Raw genomic sequence first — 17091 nt, 5'->3', positions numbered from 1 at the left:
CTTTTTAAAGCGATTGTTTTATCTAAGCTACCTTTGTGCTAAATCCCTTTTTGTATGAAACATTACTTTTCATAACAATATCTTAACGACTATTGCTAAGTTGATTAGAAATTATCAAAGATACAGAAGTATTATGTCCCTTAGTAAGCATATAGTAAGCGCACAAAATACGCCTTGCTTAGTGAGCAAACGCTTAGTATAGTAAAACCTAATGATATGCAGGGCATAGCGTACAGGTAAGTTTTTATTATTTGCTCTGAGGTATCAGTCACTGCACAACTTTTAGTTTATTTTTTATCACTCAATCCACTTAACTATTAATCCAAAGGATATTTGTATGGCTATTAGCTTAACAAAAGGCGGCAACGTAAACTTATCAAAAGAAGCGCCAGGTTTAACTAACATTACAGTCGGTCTAGGCTGGGATCCACGTGCCACTGACGGCCAAGAGTTTGATTTAGATGCAATCGGTTTCTTGATTAACGAAGCAGGCAAAGTCCGTAACGACCAAGATTTTATCTTTTTCAACAACCTAAAATCAGACAACGGCGCTGTTGAGCATACTGGTGATAACCGTACTGGCGAAGGCGATGGCGATGATGAGAAAATCAAAATCAATCTTGCTAGCATCCCAGCTGACGTCAACAAAGTAGCTATCTGTGCAATCATCTATGAAGGCCAAGCACGTAACCAAAACTTCGGTCAAGTTGGTGATGCTTATATCCGCGTTGTAAACGACAATGGCGAATCTGAAATCGCTCGTTATGACCTATCAGAAGATGGCAGCACTGAAACAGCGATGATTTTCGGTGAATTATATCGTCACAGCGGTGATTGGAAATTCCGTGCGGTCGGTCAAGGCTTCAGCGGTGGTCTTGGACCATTAGCAGCCTCTTATGGCGTAAATGTTTAACGTTAAAACCAACGTAAACGTTTAGCAAGCCAATTATCATAATCAGACGTCTGGTTATGATCCAATGAGCCATCAAGTGTGCCCCTTTAACGCATTTGATGGCTTTAAATTTAATTGGCTTATCATAAAAGCTATAGAGTACCTAAAAGCACACGCACACATTAAGAGCATTTAACAAAGATATTAGAATAAGGATTTGCAAGCCATGGCCGCAACATTCAGTTTAATCGGTACTATTGAACCTTTTTTGCATTGTAATCTTAAAAAAGGTGATTCAATTTATTGTGAAGCCAATGCAATGGTGATGATGGAGTCAAATCTTGAGCTGAAAGGTAAGCTACAAGGCGGCCTGATGCAGTCACTGATGCGCCGCTTCGCAAACGATGAATCGTTGTTCCAACAGCAGATTGAAGCGGTTAATGGTGAGGGCGACTGTTTGCTTGCGCCCACGCTTGATGGTGATATGCAAATCATAGAAGTTGGCAAGCAGCAGTATACATTGAGTGATGGTGCGTTTGTCGCGGCCCAAACTGGCGTCGATATCAGAGCCAATATTCAGCGTAATTTAGGCGGTGCAGTATTCGGTGATACAGGCGGCTTTATGGTGATGCAGACCCAAGGTCAAGGCCAAGTCGTGGTATCTGGTTTTGGCTCGTTGTTTGAGATTGATGTCACACCAGACAAAGACGTCATTATTGATAACGGTCATGTGGTCTGCTGGGACTCAAATCTTGAATACAAATTGTCAGTTTCGACCAGTAAGAAAAAAGGCATCATGAGCAATATCATCAACTCTGTCACTAGTGGCGAAGGTATGGTTCTGAACTTCTCAGGAAGTGGCAAAGTCATTATTTGCTCGCGCAATCGTGACAGTTATCAAGGTTGGATACAAAGCGTCCTAGGTACTAGCTCAGGCGGACGTGGCGGCGGTGGTGGCTTTTTAGACAATATCTTATAGTGCCTTTCGCAATTTATAACATTCTTTAGCGTTATTTTTAAACGGTTTTACTCACAATTATTATAAGGATACTCACATGGCAGTTAGTCTTCAAAAAGGTCAAAAAATCTCCCTAAGCAAAGAAGCTGGTGGCGAGCTTACTCAAGTTAAATTGGGTCTAGGTTGGGATGTCGCTCAAGGGCCACAAGATAAAAAAGGTGGCTTCTTAGGAAAATTATTCGGCGGCGGTTCTGGCGGCGACTCTATCGATTTAGATGCTTCATGCATCATGTTCGATGCTAACAAGCAAGCGGTCGATGCCATTTGGTTCAGTCAGCTAAAATCGAAAGATGGCAGTATCGTGCATACTGGTGACAACCGTACTGGCGACGGTGATGGCGATGATGAAGTCATCAACGTCGATCTCTCAAGAGTACCTGCCAATGTGGTCTCATTGGTATTTACGGTCAATAGCTTTACCGGTCAAACGTTTGAAACGGTAGAAAATGCGTTTTGCCGTATCGTTAATGCCAATAATAATAGCGAAGTAGCACGTTATAATTTGTCGGCGCAAGGTGGACACACAGCAATGGTAATGGCAAAAGTTTATCGTCATAACAATGAATGGAAAATGCATGCGATTGGCGAGACTGCTTCTGGCCGCACCTTCCACGACTTAATGCCTGCTATCACACCGCATGCGTAATTGACTTTAGACTTTAACTGGATTATTACCAATCTAGTTAAATAGTTTATTTCAAAAGAGAGCGGCCCATCTATCAATAGCTGGGCCGCTCCTTTATGTTTATTATTTAGATCTTAAAAAACACTATTTACGTCCACGCTTCCAGCTAAAGCCCCAGTTAAAGGCCTTATCCATTTCTTGATGACCTTTGAAATATTGGTTGATACGCTCAACATTGATACTGCCTTGTTGATTGACCAAACGGGCAATGGCACACATTGGTAGATTACCAGCGCCTTCGGTCAAACGTGTCTCAATCGGTGATTGCTCTGGCACATGGATAGTCACAACCCCATCGGTTTTTTCCCAGTTAGGTGCGCCTTCGTAAATAAACGCAAAGATAAATACCTCTTCAATCTGCGACCATTGTTGACCATTAATATCTAGCCATTCACCGCCACTTACCTGCCCTGTTCTATCATCCGCACGTAGGCAGACGTAAGGCGCTGATTGCAAGCTACCAAAGCGATTTCCCAACGCTTGAATAAGGGTTTTTTCACCACTTTTTAGATGAATCATAGCGCCGACATCTAAATCGATACCGCTTGATTGATGCTGCTTAAACAGATCTCCCAGTATGCCTTTTTTAGGCGCTGATTTATCACTTTGGGGGCATTGGTTCCAATCTAAATTGACTGAAATTTTACCAAAGTCATCACGTTTTTTAAGATTAATGCTAGATTGGTTTTTAGTTAACGTTATCTTACTTAAGTTAATCGAAGGACTTACAGGGATTGGTGGCGGGTTGTTGGCTTGAGACGTGCTGCTTGCTTTTTGCGTATTGATTGGTCGCTGAGTGTTGATAGATTGAGGTTGGCTTTGTGCAGGGTTATGATTTTGGGCAGGCGCTTCATCAGCGATTTCCACACCAAAATGCTCAGATAAAGGTTTTAACCCTCCCTCAAAACCTTGGGCGATAAAACGAAATTTCCAGTTTCCTTGTCTGCGATAGCATTCAGCCAATATAATAGCTTTTTCGTTACGTCCAGCGCTACTCAGTTGACAGGTCATCAGCACCTGACTGCCCTGTAAGACTTGAATATCCACATCGCCAACTTGCGACAATGTTTGCGAACTAGAGAACGCTAGGGCAATTTTCTCGATACTTGCAGGCTGTGCAGACAAATTGACATCAAAAAACCCATCACTGTCATGACCACGGAAGCTAACGCTACCATCATCGCTACGTGTCTGACCATAAAATATCATGTCACCATCACCGCGTACTTTTCCGTCATTAGTCAGGCGATAAGCGGCACAATCGATGGCATTTTGGCTTAAAATACGAATGCTAATATTGTCAGTTGGTAGTGGTGCATTGGCACCTGCAATTAGTTTTTGAGGTTGATTTTGACTCATCATACGTCCTTTAGATTATTTATTATGCTGTTGTCATTGTCATGCTGACTGTCGTCATATAGTAGCATGGATATTATGAATTTTTTGAACCAGACAATCGCGATATAAGCGCTAAAGTCATCCTTACAAATCCCTGTGACTATTTTATTAGAGGCGTTTATAACGCATATCATTTGTATATAATACGTCCTATTAAACCGTATACCTTTGCTAATATTACTACTAGATTTGCAGTAGCAATATTGACTTGCCCATTCCCCTACACCTAACGATAACGCTGAGAGAATTATGAATAATCTTGCTGACAATAGTAACCCTTCAATACCAGTAGCAGCGTGGTTAGCTGAAGGCCAATCTAGCCAGCGTGATATGTTAGAGAGCTTACAAAGTCTAAAGAGCAAATCAAATAAGCCCTTTCAAGTTTTTGCCTCACACCGTCATGATAGACCTGAGATTTTCGAATTTGCCGATATGGTTTATCGCGAGCCATCTGACTCGATTATAGATACTGATATCCAAATGACTGATGAAACTGCCATACCACGCTGGCAGTTCGTATTGGAGCAAGCTCAAAAGCATAACGTAAAAGTACTGCTGACTGGGCGCAATGGTATTGATTATGAAGCGCATCGTGAAAAATTTGACGCTGCGGGTATTCGTTTGTTAACAGGCGCAACTAGCGTAGCGGCACTAGAATCAATCGATGATAAATTTGCTTTTATGCAACATTGTCACACTCATAACATTCCAGCGGCAGACGCATGGCGTTTTAATAATACGGCGGAGCTTGAGGATTTATTAGCCAAATATGGTGACCAACCTCTATGCGTGAAACCTGTTGTCGGTATTTTTGCACAAGGGTTTTGGCGACTAGACACTGGTAAAGAATATGACGAGCAGTACGATAGCTTTGAGCACTTATATTTCACTGAAGAGAAAAAAATAAATACAGCCCAATTTGTAAATGCCTATACCAACAGCCAAATGGTACACGATCGCCTTATTCCAATGTTGCTTATGCCGTATCTGTCAGGGCAAGAATACTCTATCGATGTAGTCTGTGAATATGGTGAAGTCCTAGCTGCTGTCACTCGTCATAAAACAGGGAAAATACAACACGTTGGTTATGAGCAGTCTGTCATGGATGTCGTAATCCCACTAATTAAGGCTTTTGGCTGTGATGGCATCGTCAGCGTACAAACCAAAGCTGATGATAGCGGTCAGCACCGAGTTCTTGAGATTAATAGCCGTCCATCAGGTGGTATTGATTATACTTCTCATAGTGGGATCGACTTGACGCAAGTCGGATTTTCTTATTGGTTGGGGTTATCAGAGAGACCTAACTTAGAGACCAATATTCAGCATATTGAGCCATGCCAAGTACGCTCTATTATGATGAGTGTCAAAATTGAAAACTTTGCTGAATAAATAGCCCGCTAAGCATGCACGTGGTTAGTAAATGATTTGAACAGACACAAAAAAGGTTTTTAGATTAATATCTAAAAACCTTTTTTATTATCTTCATTCTTGAAAAGTATTAAAAATTAACGTTTAAAATTACTCGCCAAATGCTAGTGTCGCTTGCTTAGGTGCATTTTTAGAAGCTATGACCCATAGTAAGCTAAGTACGATTGCTGAACCGATGAAGATCATAATTGATGAAGAGATGGCACCTGCATGCGTATAATCCATAGACATCGAGTGATTAGTCATCGTCATTTCCATCGCGGCTATACCAGTGTAATGCATACCACAAACTGCAAGACCCATGATGAAGGCACTACCAAAACGCTGTAATGTACCACGTAGATTGAATGCCAACCATAGTGCAGCGATAGCGGCTGCAATAGCAATTACAATCGATAAGATAAGCAGCGGTATATTATATGACATGGTAGCGTCCATCTGCATAGAGGCCATACCGGTATAATGCATGGCTGCAACACCTAGCCCAGTAAGCACACCGCCACCGATTAACTTAGCAACGCTTGGTTCACCACGACCTACGATAACAATACCAACTGCAACGAAACAAATCGCGAGTAGCATTGAGACAACTGTTAGCCCTAAGTCATAAGTCACAGGCATCTTCATATCTACAGCCATCATACCGATATAATGCATAGACCAAATCGCACCACCGATAGCAATCGATGATAGCGCTACCCAAAAATACAAATCCGTTCCTGGCTTAGCAGAAGGTACTCGAATGGCAAGGTTTAAGCCAACATAAGAACCAAATACTGCAATGGCGTATGAGACCAACACCAAAAGTAAGTTATATTCAACTTCCATCATTTTTTTGCCTTTTATCTATCATAAGAATTGAGTCAAATAACGTTACTTTTATTGCAACATGGTGCGTCATTCGCTCGTTGATTTTTTTGCATAGACATGAAATTATCTACACGCAGTTTTTCTTACCCAATGGTAAATTCACAAATATTGGTACTGCCTGCGCCGCAGTTAGTCTCTTCAACTTGAACCACATCTATAGCAGGGTTGCTTGCCAAAAAGCCTTCTATATAGCCCACAATAAAATGGCATCCTGAGTGAGTATGATCTGACGACTTACAGAATGGACATTTGATTAAATAGATCACATTATTCTTTGCTTTAACTTTAGACAGACCTTTTAGTGCTGGTACAAGCTCACGAGTGATCGTAGTAGGCATCTTTAGTGGACTACCAAGTGAATAATCACGCTGGTAAATACCGCCGCCAACCTTGCGGCCCAACTCCTGCAATGCAGTCACACGTCGCTCAATAGGTAAACTATCCTCATACTGGCTGACAATATCTACTATTTTAGGGTAATAAGCACCGATGGCTGATAAGACGCTTTTTTCATCCAATGTCTTTTTTGCAGGGGCAGCTGACGAGCCGCCCTCTTCATCTATTTCTAGATTAAAAAGCGTACAGCCTTCAATTGAAGATAAATCATCGATTAGATCTGCTTGCGTTTTAGAGCCTAGGCTTCTTGCGATTACATGAATGATATTACCACCATTCTCTGAAGCCTCTTGTCTTTGGGAAACCAGCTGATAACCTGCTTTGATAAGCGGCGAAATAACATTGACCAGACGAATACGTTCAGAAGACGTTTCTAATGCACAAGAGAATTTCACAGAGCACTCCTTTTCTTAAAATACTGCTACGCTTTCTTATAACAAGCTATCTAGATAAACTAATGTGAATAACGTCTCAAAGGTCCGAACAACTGGCTTTCTCACAATATAAAAGATATGCAGACATCAACCATATGATAGTTTTTATATATCTTTTATATTATAAGAAATGAAATATATTCAGTAGATGAGACTTCGATTTTTATAGTTATTAAGCATACAAGCACTCTAACTACTAGAAATTCATTAATTGAGAAGCAGCAATAAGCTTGAAAATAAGATTAAAATTAATAGGTTTAAATCAAATACTATTTTTAAAATTTACAGATAACACTTGGTCACAGTAGAGTTACTAAATAGCAATAGATTTTGATTGTATTATCACCGGAATCTTATTTTGTAGCAATACACTATATGGCTTTGTCCGATAAGTGGCTACATTAACCGACAAATGGCTAGACTATAAAACCTCATTATTATTTTCTAAAAGTAATTAGTTATTAAAAGGAGTTCCGAAACTATTTAAACCTATATATCTTGATACATCTATTATGCAAATAATCTTAATTGTTTATTAAAACATCCATTAGCGTTTTTTCTTTTTGGAATGGTAGGTTTAAAACAAAATCAAAACCCTTTATATAGTCAGACTTTAGTCTCAAAGATAAAATCATTAAACAATAAAAATAATTATAATTGCGCAAATAAACTAAGGAAATGTGATGTCGAAGCAAGTCGAATTAGTGCTAGGAGCCAATACGGTTATCGAAAATACAAAGTGTGCGATCGCATTTTCTACTACTAAACCATTGGGATTTGGACAGCAGCTTGGACTATTGTGGTTGCCATTAGATGCCTATCGTAAAGCAGTTTGTAGTCCTGCTTATTTACATGAGTCTAAAGACTGGGCTCAGCTCGATAGCAAGGATAATCCAAGCGCATGGCAGTTAGATTTACCCCAGTTATTTGATAAAAATAATGTTAGTTTCTTACAACTGATTGCTTATGTTTATCATGAGCCAAGCCTAAACTTGCCAGCGGTAGAGTTGAACGACGTAAGCCTCACGCTCAATAATGGAGATATTCGCTATAACTTCACAACAAACGAGCGGCATGTCAAAGCGGCGATTATATTAGAAATATATCAACGTAATGGACAGTTCAAATGTCGGGCGCTTGGTGAGGCATCAACGCAAGGCTTGGCGAGCCTTGAACATCATGTGCAGGTTAGTCTGGATGTTCGTCCACCTAGCACACATACGCTTATTCAAGAAGCTCAGCATCAGCGGCGTACTCAACCAAACAACGAAGCTCGCCCTCCTCGTCAAGTACAAGCAGGCGAGACTTGGACAGGAACAGCGTTTGCTATTAATCCCTATCATCTGCTGACCTGCTATCATGTGATTGAGTCAGCAGCGATGGTTGGCGTACGTCAGCAAGGTCAGCCTGATCGCGAGGCACAAGTCGTACTCAGCGATATCGGAAGCGATTCAGCTATTATTAGAGTTAGTGATCCTTTGCCTAGCTACCTTCCATTGGCGCAGCAGTGTGTTGATATATTGGGTGAGACCATTACCACACTGGGGTTTCCGTTGTCAGGACTGAGTAGCCAACTGCAAGTCACCCAAGGCTGTATATCAGGATTGACAGGTTTAAATAACGATATCCGTCATATACAGTTCACCGCACCCATTCAGCCTGGATCTAGTGGTAGTCCTTTATTATTGCTGACTGGAGAGGTAGTCGGTATGGTCACATCAAGTCTGGTTCATGAACATGCACAAAATATGAACTATGCAGTGAAATTTCAGTTATTATCTGCCCTACTGGCGAGCGCTGGTATCAGTTTGGAGAACACGACTGATTTGAACAGTGCTACGCCTCTTACCACACCTCAGCTAAGCAAGCAAAGTCGCAGTGCCTTATGGCTAGTTGGCTGTCAGGGTTAAAAATCTACGACGACATACAAATAAAAGCGCCAAGGAATATGAATGTTAAATGAGCAACACAGTACGACCATCACCCTACCCCGTGGTACGCTAGATCTAACTTACCAAACCAACTCAGCCACTAACAAATCAGCCATCAATCAAAATAGCGCTGAACAACACGAGCATTATCAATTAGAAGATTTGCTAGGATTTGCCCAGCGTATCAACCCAAAACGGGCGTTTTTGTTTGTTTCAAAAGTGCTAGGTCGTCATATTCCCGTTGCGCCAAGCACCATGCGAGAGGCATTTACTGATTTGGCTAACTTAGTACCTAGTGAGTTACCTCAACCTATTCTAGTCATTGGTATGGCAGAGACCGCTGTTGGTCTATCTGCTGGTGTACATCAAGCGCTACAAACGCGCTATCCTCAAGCCCTGCTATTAAACTCTACGCGTCATGCACAGCACGATGAAAGTAGTGATCCGAATGGTACCGACTCCTTGCTGACGACATTTTGTGAAGACCACAGTCATGCCAGCCAGCATTTGATTTATCAGAGCAAAGATAGCGTTACTCAAGCGCAGCTACTGGCCAGTAAAACACTGATTATGGTCGATGATGAAGCTTCAACGGGTAATACCTGCGTTAATGTCGTCACAGCCCTACGTGAAGCAGGACTGACACAATTAGAACAAGTGCACTTAACAACATTGGTCGACTGGTCATTAGATCAAGAAAAACCTCACCCACAGTCAGATGCTAAGCCTGCACGTATGGCGGATCGTCTGGCTGGCATTGAGTTTCATCGTCATCACTTACTGTCTGGCGCATGGCAATGGACAGATGCACTTAATCCTGAACCTATTACGATGCCATCGGTTGATACTACTGCCGCTGGTAGTCAGGCGCTCGGTGATACGGGCAACTGGGGGCGTTTTCCAACGCTAGACAGTACAGAGGGTTTTGCTAACTACCTTTCGAGTTTTCAGGCTACATTTACCAGCTTCAATGATCAAGAAAAATTTGATGTTGCTCAACTACCAAAAAGAATCTTAGTCTTGGGTAGCAATGAGTTTGTTTGGTTGCCATTTTTATTGGCTGAATGGCTTGAATTAGAGTCTAAAAAACTGAGCGAAGATACAGCGTCCATGGTTAATTTTAGCGCGTTAACCCGCTCACCGATTGCGCTTGGTGGGGCGATTACCACGATGCTGAGCTTTAGCGATAATTACGGGCTTGGTATGACCAATTTTGCTTATAACGTTGAGCCTAGTGATTGGGATTTGATAGTGTTGTGTATAGAAACATCAGCTGATAGCGTGGATGCTATGTGGCGAGGTTTGGATAACGTACTAGTGGTGAGCCCTAGTCATTAAACTGTTCTCTAACTTTCAAACCTATTATTTACGGACGACGCCATGACTACCTCCTTTTTTAAAGCCAACCCAGACATTATTAAGCCTTATGCTTTGATGGATTTGGATGACACGTTGTTCCAAACCCAGCGTAAAATTAACGCTTGGGATTTACCCACTACTGAGCCTGAAACTTTGGTTTGTGCAACGGTCAATAAGCAAGACGAACCACTAAGCTTTATGAGCCAGCGCCAAGCAACCTTTCTCAACTGGTTGCTTGCTAGCACTGAATTAATTGTAGTAACGGCACGGGATCGTAGTGAAATAAAACGTGTGAAGCTGCCCTTTGATAGCTGGCAAGTATTGACCCATGGAGCGATTATTTTAACGTCTGATGGAGCGCTGCTAAGCAGGTGGCAGCAGCATATGTATAGTAAACTCGCGCCATTGCAAGATAAGCTTAATCAGTTAAGTCAATTGTTTGCCAGTCATAGTCAAAGCGAGCAAAGTCACCTAGTATTTACACCGCATATCGATAACTTTAACAATGGCTCTACGGATGAAGAGCTCACCATTTATCTGGCTATCAAACATGCGCAGAAAGACCACCAATCGCTCGTAGATTTAGCTGAGAAACTGCCCACTCTGATACGTGATTTTGATCAAGATTTCTATGTACATGTGAATGCCAATAACCTAGCGATATTGCCCCATGCGGTTCATAAGCGTCATGCGGTACAGTTTTTATTAGAGCATCATTTAGACCATCAGCGTCCCAGTTTTGGCTTTGGTGATAGCTTAGCTGATCTGCCTTTCTTACAGTTATTGGACTGGTACGGTATGCCCAATCATGGCCAATTGCATGAGCAATACCAGTCTAAATTGTCAGGCTAAACCACGAGTTTAAACTGCAGCCACGCAAATCCACTGTTATCATCAAGAGTGCTACTATTCATACTATGACTTTACCTAATATACAGATAAAAAGAGCTGCTCTGCAAAACTATGGCTCAGGCAGCTATCTTGCAAGCGATGTCACTGTCCTACTCGATATGGTAGATAAGGACGCGGTTGCCGATGTGCCCGTCAGTCAAAAAGAAGCGCTTATCCAAAGCGGACAACGCCATTACTCTGACATGCTGACTTTAGAGCAAGCACCTACTACAATGCATGAGCAGCTATACATACAGGCGTTAGAGCAAGGGTCAACAAGAACCGCGACTGATATCGCTCATTTATCCTATACGCTACATCAAGTTCTTCAGCAGGACGTGAGTGATGAGTATCCACTGATTTTGGTCAGTTTGGTACGAGCGGGTCTACCGATCGGCGTGTTATTGCAGCGTGCGCTATCGGATACAGACAGTAGCTATTACTTGCCAACTGTACATTATGGCATCAGTATCATTCGCGATCGTGGTCTTGATCCAGTGGCCCTGCAAATGCTACTAGAGGCTTATCCAAATAGTCCGATTGTATTCGTCGATGGTTGGACAGGTAAAGGAGCCATCTATCAAGAGTTGGCTCGCAGTCTAGAGACGTTTAGTGATTCTACTCATGTTAATTTTGCCAACATTTTCCATCAAGGCGCTGACGTCATTCCGCTACTGACTCTTGCCGATCCGGCTGGCGTTGCTTGGCTCGCGGCTAGTGAAGAAGACTGGTTAATCCCATCAGGGTTGTTAAATAGCACCGTATCAGGATTAATTTCACGCAGCTTGTATACAGAGCCGTCATCAGGCCTGCATCGCAGTGTTTTTTATGATGATTTAATTGAGGTAGATCACAGTTTGGCATTTATTGAGCGTATCGATGCCGTGAGACGATCATTGGCTACAACTCCAGCGCGTTTACCGACTTACCAGCAGCCACGCTACCAGACTGCGGCGTTGATAGAGACGCTGGCAGCAGATTATCATATCATCAATCGCAACCGTATTAAGCCGACTATTGCTGAGGCAACACGTGCCATATTACGCCGTGATCCCGAGCGTATATTGCTCGCCACTGCTGAGCACCCTGATACCGTACTGCTACGCCATTTATGTGCACAACGAAATATCACTATCAGTGTATTAGGTGATAAAATACTGCCTTATCAAGCCATCACGCTTATCAAGCAGCGCTCCCAAGACACTTAATACATTTACCAGTATTAAATACTTTCTTTTTCGCTCTCTTATACCCTCTACCTATGATGCCAATTATGTCAGATATGCTAAAAACCGAGTCAGACCTTTACAATAATACCCAATCTTATGCGCATCTGATCACTGAGCGTCATGCGATGGTCAAACCGCACACGCACCATCCATATCAGCTCGGTGCTAGCTTATACATGCCTGCGACTCGCCAAGATATTTGGCAAGTCATCAAGCGGGACAAACTACCGACGATTAATAGTATTATTATCTGTCTAGAGGATGCGGTCAGTCAGCAGGATGTAGAGTTGGCGCTTGAGCGTTTGCGCACCCTGCTGGATACTTGGGCAGAACATGTGAATAGCATTAATGCGCCATCTAAATCGGCGAAAATTCATGCTCAGCACCCGACACGGCCACTGGTCTTTATACGTCCACGTAGTCCGATGATGCTACAGCAACTGGCTGATTATACCTATATTGACCTCATCGATGGTTTCGTCATGCCAAAAGTTGATATGTATAGCTTATCTAACTGGCGCATGGCTTGTCAGAACCTAAAAGTAGATCAACTACTTATGCCAACGCTCGAAACCGCCGCACTGTTTAATCCGCATCACAATCAGGAGCTTGCCATCGCTTTTAAAGAAGCATTTAGCCAGCCAGTTTTTGCATTACGTATCGGCGGTAATGACTTGTTCGCAGCATTGCGCTTACGCCGCCCAAAAAACAGTATTGTCTATGACTCGCCTATCGGTACGTTGGCTTATCAAATGCTGGGCTGTTTTGTGCCGCATGGTTTTTATCTTACCGCGCCAGTATTTGAGTATTTAGACCAGCCGACATTATTTATGCAAGAGCTAAACCGAGATGTCAGCTTAGGGATGGTGGGCAAAACTGTCATTCATCCAAGCCAAATCGCCCTAGTACAGCAAGCTTACTGTGTGCCATTGAGTACATTGGATGAAGCACAAGCGATCCTTCACTCTGAGGCCAAAGCGGTATTTAAGTACAATAATACGATGCTAGAGCCTGCGACGCACCGTGCTTGGGCGACTGAAATCGTCAATCGTGCAGAAGCCTTTGGAACCATTGACGATGGACATAGCCAGTACAGCTCACGAATGTAGCTATCATCGCTGATACAGATGGTTGTCTGCTATTTAACAACTCACACTATGAAAAAAGCCGCTATCAAATACAGGTAGCGGCTTTTTTATATAGAGATTTGCTTAGGACTTCTATAGATATAAGGCTTCAAAGCTCTCGAACAGTATCTACATTAAGCACAACTTTCCAAAAACTGACGAAGTACTTGATTCACTTGATCAGGCTCTTCTACTGTCGATGTATGACCCGCACCTTTGATAATGGCAAGCTTGGATCCAGCGATAGCAAAATGCATGCGTTCAGATTTGGCATAAGGCGTGGCGGCATCTTCATCACCAACCACAATCAGTGTTGGCGTTGTAATCTCACCCAACTGCTCATAAGTACCTGTACGCTCAATCACGCCCATTGTTGCTTTGACCACGCCGCCCTTGCGATTGCTTTGTAGCATCGTTAGCCACTGCTTACGGTCAGATTTACGCAGTTTGTCTGCCAAGAACGTACTGCCAAACATGATTGGCATCACCTTATTACTCACACGCTTCATACCTAGCCAGCGAATCGCTTTGACCAGCTTGCGATACTGAGGGATGTTTTTTGGATCTTCAGGGTCAGCAGAGGTTTCTAACAGCGTCAATGACAACAGCAACTCAGGGCGTTTGAGCGCAATACGTTGAGCCACGAACCCGCCCATAGATAGCCCAACAAAGTGACACTTATCAATACCAAGCGCTGCAAGTAAGCCAAGCGTATCGTCAGTCAGCGTCTCCATATCATAGCCAGATTTAGTAACCTGCGACTGACCTTGCCCGCGAAAATCAAAAGCAATACAACGGTAGTCTGTTTGAAAGTGCTCCACTTGCTTATCATACATCTGTGAGCTCCACAGTAGACCATGAGCAAATACGATAACGGGCTTTTGTGTATCGTTCGGTGCGCTGTCTTCGTAATAAATATCAGCGTTACTTACAGTGATAGTTGGCATAACCACATCCTTGTTTGATCAATGAAAAGTTCGAGCGTACCCTTGTGTCTTTTACGACTCTTTTACGCTCAACCTGGCATATTAGCATAATCCATTAGCCTCTTAGGTTATAGCCTTTTTACGAGTCAGTCGTTTTGTCTCATTAGCTAGCATCAGCTTTTACGATAGAATAGTAAAGTTTACCAGCATATAGATGTGTCTTAAGCGCCCACAAAACACGCTTTTATAATCGTAGCAAGCTGCTATAGTAATCAGCATTGAACCATTTTTACGTTTATCTCAAAGTATTGTCATTGATACAGAATATTAAAACCGTCATTTAAAATAAGGAAATCTCAAATGTCACAGTCTCTCGTCGATTATCAAGTTGCAGAGCACATTGCTACCATTACTTTTAACGATCCAAAAAGCTTAAACGCTTTTGGCACACCCTTAAAAAACCAAGTCTTGATAGCGCTAGATAAAGCGGCTGCAGATGATCAAGTACGGGTGATTATTTTACAAGGGGCTGGTGGTAACTTCTCAAGCGGCGGCGATATTAAAGAGATGTTGTCTGAAGGATTAGACAAGGATATTGTTTCAAACAAATTAAGAGGCATGGTAGAAGGCGCAGGCGAAGTCAGCTTAAAATTACGTCATATTCATAAGCCGATTATTGCCAAATTAGAAGGTGCTGTGGCAGGTGCTGGCATGAACTTGGCGCTTACTTGTGACTTCCGAATTGCCGCAGACAATGCAAAATTTGTACAAGCGTTCGTTAATATTGGCCTAGTTCCAGATGCAGGTGGTATTTACTTATTAAACCAATTGGTTGGTGCAGCGAAAGCCACTGAGCTTGTAATGCTAGGTGATAAACTGAAAGCCGAAGACATGGCGCGTTTAAATCTAGTGAACAACGTGGTAAGTATTGACGAGCTAGAAGCCACCGTACAAGCATTGGCGCTACGATTGAGCCAGCTGCCAGGCAAAGCATTGGCCGCTATGAAAGAGAGCTTCAACGTACACGCCTTCGCTGGTTTGAGCGCAGCGTTAGATACGGAAGTAGAGCAACAGACCGTAATGGCAAAAACTGATGACTTTATCGAAGGGGTTAGCGCCTTTATAGCGAAGCGTAAACCTGTTTATCAAGGTAAGTAAATAATGCTGTAGCATAATAAATTTGAATAACTGCAACGATTCTATTGAATAGTATCATCGAAAAGCTGCCCATATATAGGCAGCTTTTTTTGTTCAATGCCTTTAGTTAAGAGGCATTCGCGGATTTATAGTGATAAGGTAAGGTAAATATCTTGTCAAAAATCAGAGTAAACGTAAACGTATAAACTAAGAAAAATAGCAGTAGCGCCACTTCCATCATAAAGGCTTTTACTAGACCAACATCGTACCAAATCATATATAGTGGCAAGCAGATTAATACCAGCCCACCTTCAAAACCAAAAGCATGAACACTGCGTATCCATAACGTGCGACGTACAATGCACCTGCGACGTTCCCACGCTTCAAAAGCGGTATTATATATAAAGTTCCAAACAACGGCTGCTACCGATATCATTACGGCGATTGGTAAGGATTCTGATGCATCACTGTGACTGAGTTTCATCAATATGATGGTAGATAAGATAATCGCGATAATTTCGAAAGCGGTCACATAAATTAAGCGACGTTTAACTGGGGATAAGGTAATCAACCAAGACTCCAAAGCACCTGTATTTAAACAGTAAGGTGCATATCAAAGTATCGGTCCGTCCCGAGTTAGAAAAGATAAATAAAGTGCAGAGCCACGGTTTCCGCCTGCCCCTATATTATACAGAAACCAAACTCAAAAATCAGTGAGGACATTTGTAAACAGGCGTAAGCCGTTTTATTAACGATTACCGCCTGTTTTAACCGGACTATTTCGCCGGTAGACCCCATTTATTGGTTTCAAGCTTGGTATCACTCACTAGAAATACCAGCAATATAATAGAGCCTACAAGTGGCACTATCCCTATCAAAAACCACCATCCTGAGCGGCTAGTATCATGTAAGCGACGGATAGTCACGGCAAGACCAGGCAGAAATAAACCAAGTGCCGCTACTATGTAAAATAAACCTGTCTCTGAGCTGAATATTATTGCGTCCAGCAGCATTGCAACGATCATCACCCCCATTGCACTAGAAAAAAATACCAATATTCTTTACGGCGCGCACGACCAGAAAAATTCGTGTAATTTCTCATGCCCTTTTTAAACCAGTCAATGATGCCATAATTTGCTTCAGCACTATGATTATTAGCCACCGTAGATCTAGGCAATGGCGGCGGGGTCGCTTTATCGAGCTTAATATTATTTTCCATAAGGCTTTTTATCTCAGTCGTGAAAATCATCAACCATTGGCTTTGATTATAGATACTCAATAAAAGTTTGTAAATAGACCTCTTGCAAAAGTCATAATTTAAGCTCGGAATTAATGATACCAGCAAACAGCTTCATTCTAAGATCATAGCG

17 protein-coding genes are annotated in these 17091 nt (G+C 42.3%); 10 read left to right on the top strand and 7 right to left on the bottom strand.

Annotation, left to right across the window (positions count from 1 at the left end; all coding sequences use genetic code 11):
• The first annotated feature begins 337 nt into the window (after positions 1 to 337).
• The 3 genes from I3249_RS08145 (at position 338) to I3249_RS08135 (ending at position 2556) form a co-directional block, all read left to right on the top strand.
• Entirely contained in the window at positions 338 to 913 is a 576-nt protein-coding gene (locus tag I3249_RS08145) for a TerD family protein (RefSeq protein ID WP_057760832.1), read from the top strand.
• Positions 914 to 1118: 205 nt separating this feature from the next.
• Positions 1119 to 1871: a TIGR00266 family protein gene (locus I3249_RS08140; RefSeq protein ID WP_102092340.1), complete on the top strand. Its 753-nt coding sequence runs from the start codon at positions 1119 to 1121 to the stop codon at positions 1869 to 1871.
• A 76-nt stretch (positions 1872 to 1947) separates the two neighbouring features.
• Positions 1948 to 2556, top strand: a complete 609-nt coding sequence (locus I3249_RS08135; protein ID WP_057760836.1) for a TerD family protein — start codon at positions 1948 to 1950, stop codon at positions 2554 to 2556.
• A 123-nt stretch (positions 2557 to 2679) separates the two neighbouring features.
• Here I3249_RS08135 and I3249_RS08130 read toward each other — a convergent pair whose 3' ends face one another.
• On the bottom strand, positions 2680 to 3954 hold the full coding sequence (locus tag I3249_RS08130; protein WP_238069456.1) for a TerD family protein: 1275 nt from the start codon (positions 3952 to 3954) through the stop codon (positions 2680 to 2682).
• Positions 3955 to 4242: 288 nt separating this feature from the next.
• Between I3249_RS08130 and I3249_RS08125 the strand changes: the two genes are divergently transcribed.
• Complete coding sequence (locus I3249_RS08125; protein WP_238069455.1) at positions 4243 to 5382, top strand: ATP-grasp domain-containing protein; 1140 nt, start codon at positions 4243 to 4245, stop codon at positions 5380 to 5382.
• A gap of 129 nt (positions 5383 to 5511) precedes the next feature.
• Here the strand turns inward: I3249_RS08125 and I3249_RS08120 are convergent, their stop codons facing one another.
• Together I3249_RS08120 and I3249_RS08115 are read right to left on the bottom strand one after the other, a co-directional pair.
• Positions 5512 to 6252, bottom strand: coding sequence for an MHYT domain-containing protein (locus tag I3249_RS08120; RefSeq protein WP_238069454.1), 741 nt, complete (start codon positions 6250 to 6252; stop codon positions 5512 to 5514).
• A 122-nt stretch (positions 6253 to 6374) separates the two neighbouring features.
• On the bottom strand, positions 6375 to 7082 hold the full coding sequence (locus I3249_RS08115; RefSeq protein ID WP_238069453.1) for a hypothetical protein: 708 nt from the start codon (positions 7080 to 7082) through the stop codon (positions 6375 to 6377).
• Between the two features lie 722 nt (positions 7083 to 7804).
• Here I3249_RS08115 and I3249_RS08110 point away from each other — a divergent pair.
• From I3249_RS08110 to I3249_RS08090, 5 genes are all read left to right on the top strand, one after another.
• Complete coding sequence (locus I3249_RS08110) at positions 7805 to 9031, top strand: trypsin-like peptidase domain-containing protein (RefSeq protein WP_238069451.1); 1227 nt, start codon at positions 7805 to 7807, stop codon at positions 9029 to 9031.
• A 42-nt stretch (positions 9032 to 9073) separates the two neighbouring features.
• Entirely contained in the window at positions 9074 to 10390 is a 1317-nt protein-coding gene (locus tag I3249_RS08105) for a phosphoribosyltransferase domain-containing protein (RefSeq protein ID WP_238069450.1), read from the top strand.
• 42 nt (positions 10391 to 10432) lie between these two features.
• A complete protein-coding gene (locus tag I3249_RS08100) occupies positions 10433 to 11263 on the top strand; it encodes an HAD hydrolase family protein (RefSeq protein WP_238069449.1) in 831 nt (276 codons plus the stop codon).
• Positions 11264 to 11328: 65 nt separating this feature from the next.
• Entirely contained in the window at positions 11329 to 12510 is a 1182-nt protein-coding gene (locus I3249_RS08095; protein ID WP_238069448.1) for a cysteine protease StiP domain-containing protein, read from the top strand.
• Between the two features lie 65 nt (positions 12511 to 12575).
• Entirely contained in the window at positions 12576 to 13640 is a 1065-nt protein-coding gene (locus I3249_RS08090) for an HpcH/HpaI aldolase/citrate lyase family protein (protein ID WP_238069447.1), read from the top strand.
• A gap of 152 nt (positions 13641 to 13792) precedes the next feature.
• Here I3249_RS08090 and I3249_RS08085 read toward each other — a convergent pair whose 3' ends face one another.
• Positions 13793 to 14605, bottom strand: coding sequence for an alpha/beta fold hydrolase (locus I3249_RS08085; RefSeq protein WP_238069446.1), 813 nt, complete (start codon positions 14603 to 14605; stop codon positions 13793 to 13795).
• Between the two features lie 339 nt (positions 14606 to 14944).
• Between I3249_RS08085 and I3249_RS08080 the strand changes: the two genes are divergently transcribed.
• Entirely contained in the window at positions 14945 to 15742 is a 798-nt protein-coding gene (locus tag I3249_RS08080) for an enoyl-CoA hydratase-related protein (protein WP_201567434.1), read from the top strand.
• A gap of 106 nt (positions 15743 to 15848) precedes the next feature.
• On the opposite strand, the gene I3249_RS08075 is transcribed toward I3249_RS08080, so the two are convergent.
• The 3 genes from I3249_RS08075 to I3249_RS08065 form a co-directional block, all read right to left on the bottom strand.
• On the bottom strand, positions 15849 to 16292 hold the full coding sequence (locus I3249_RS08075; RefSeq protein WP_238069445.1) for a PACE efflux transporter: 444 nt from the start codon (positions 16290 to 16292) through the stop codon (positions 15849 to 15851).
• A gap of 205 nt (positions 16293 to 16497) precedes the next feature.
• Positions 16498 to 16734, bottom strand: coding sequence for a DUF805 domain-containing protein (locus I3249_RS08070; RefSeq protein WP_238069444.1), 237 nt, complete (start codon positions 16732 to 16734; stop codon positions 16498 to 16500).
• A gap of 11 nt (positions 16735 to 16745) precedes the next feature.
• Complete coding sequence (locus I3249_RS08065; protein ID WP_238069443.1) at positions 16746 to 16940, bottom strand: hypothetical protein; 195 nt, start codon at positions 16938 to 16940, stop codon at positions 16746 to 16748.
• Positions 16941 to 17091: the final 151 nt, after the last annotated feature.

Origin of the sequence: Psychrobacter sp. Ps1 (assembly GCF_022129425.1) — a bacterium.
Lineage (GTDB): Bacteria > Pseudomonadota > Gammaproteobacteria > Pseudomonadales > Moraxellaceae > Psychrobacter.
This window is presented reverse-complemented; position numbering and strand designations above follow the sequence as displayed.

Excerpts from the sequence above, each read along its gene's own strand:
- I3249_RS08070 (WP_238069444.1), bottom strand. The coding sequence starts at position 16,734 with ATGCTGCTGGACGCAATAATATTCAGCTCAGAGACAGGTTTATTTTAC.
- I3249_RS08145 (WP_057760832.1), top strand. The coding sequence starts at position 338 with ATGGCTATTAGCTTAACAAAAGGCGGCAACGTAAACTTATCAAAAGAA.
- I3249_RS08090 (WP_238069447.1), top strand. The coding sequence starts at position 12,576 with ATGTCAGATATGCTAAAAACCGAGTCAGACCTTTACAATAATACCCAA.
- I3249_RS08130 (WP_238069456.1), bottom strand. The coding sequence starts at position 3,954 with ATGAGTCAAAATCAACCTCAAAAACTAATTGCAGGTGCCAATGCACCA.
- I3249_RS08100 (WP_238069449.1), top strand. The coding sequence starts at position 10,433 with ATGACTACCTCCTTTTTTAAAGCCAACCCAGACATTATTAAGCCTTAT.
- I3249_RS08120 (WP_238069454.1), bottom strand. The coding sequence starts at position 6,252 with ATGATGGAAGTTGAATATAACTTACTTTTGGTGTTGGTCTCATACGCC.
- I3249_RS08095 (WP_238069448.1), top strand. The coding sequence starts at position 11,329 with ATGACTTTACCTAATATACAGATAAAAAGAGCTGCTCTGCAAAACTAT.
- I3249_RS08140 (WP_102092340.1), top strand. The coding sequence starts at position 1,119 with ATGGCCGCAACATTCAGTTTAATCGGTACTATTGAACCTTTTTTGCAT.
- I3249_RS08065 (WP_238069443.1), bottom strand. The coding sequence starts at position 16,940 with ATGGAAAATAATATTAAGCTCGATAAAGCGACCCCGCCGCCATTGCCT.
- I3249_RS08085 (WP_238069446.1), bottom strand. The coding sequence starts at position 14,605 with ATGCCAACTATCACTGTAAGTAACGCTGATATTTATTACGAAGACAGC.
- I3249_RS08105 (WP_238069450.1), top strand. The coding sequence starts at position 9,074 with ATGTTAAATGAGCAACACAGTACGACCATCACCCTACCCCGTGGTACG.
- I3249_RS08125 (WP_238069455.1), top strand. The coding sequence starts at position 4,243 with ATGAATAATCTTGCTGACAATAGTAACCCTTCAATACCAGTAGCAGCG.
- I3249_RS08110 (WP_238069451.1), top strand. The coding sequence starts at position 7,805 with ATGTCGAAGCAAGTCGAATTAGTGCTAGGAGCCAATACGGTTATCGAA.
- I3249_RS08080 (WP_201567434.1), top strand. The coding sequence starts at position 14,945 with ATGTCACAGTCTCTCGTCGATTATCAAGTTGCAGAGCACATTGCTACC.
- I3249_RS08135 (WP_057760836.1), top strand. The coding sequence starts at position 1,948 with ATGGCAGTTAGTCTTCAAAAAGGTCAAAAAATCTCCCTAAGCAAAGAA.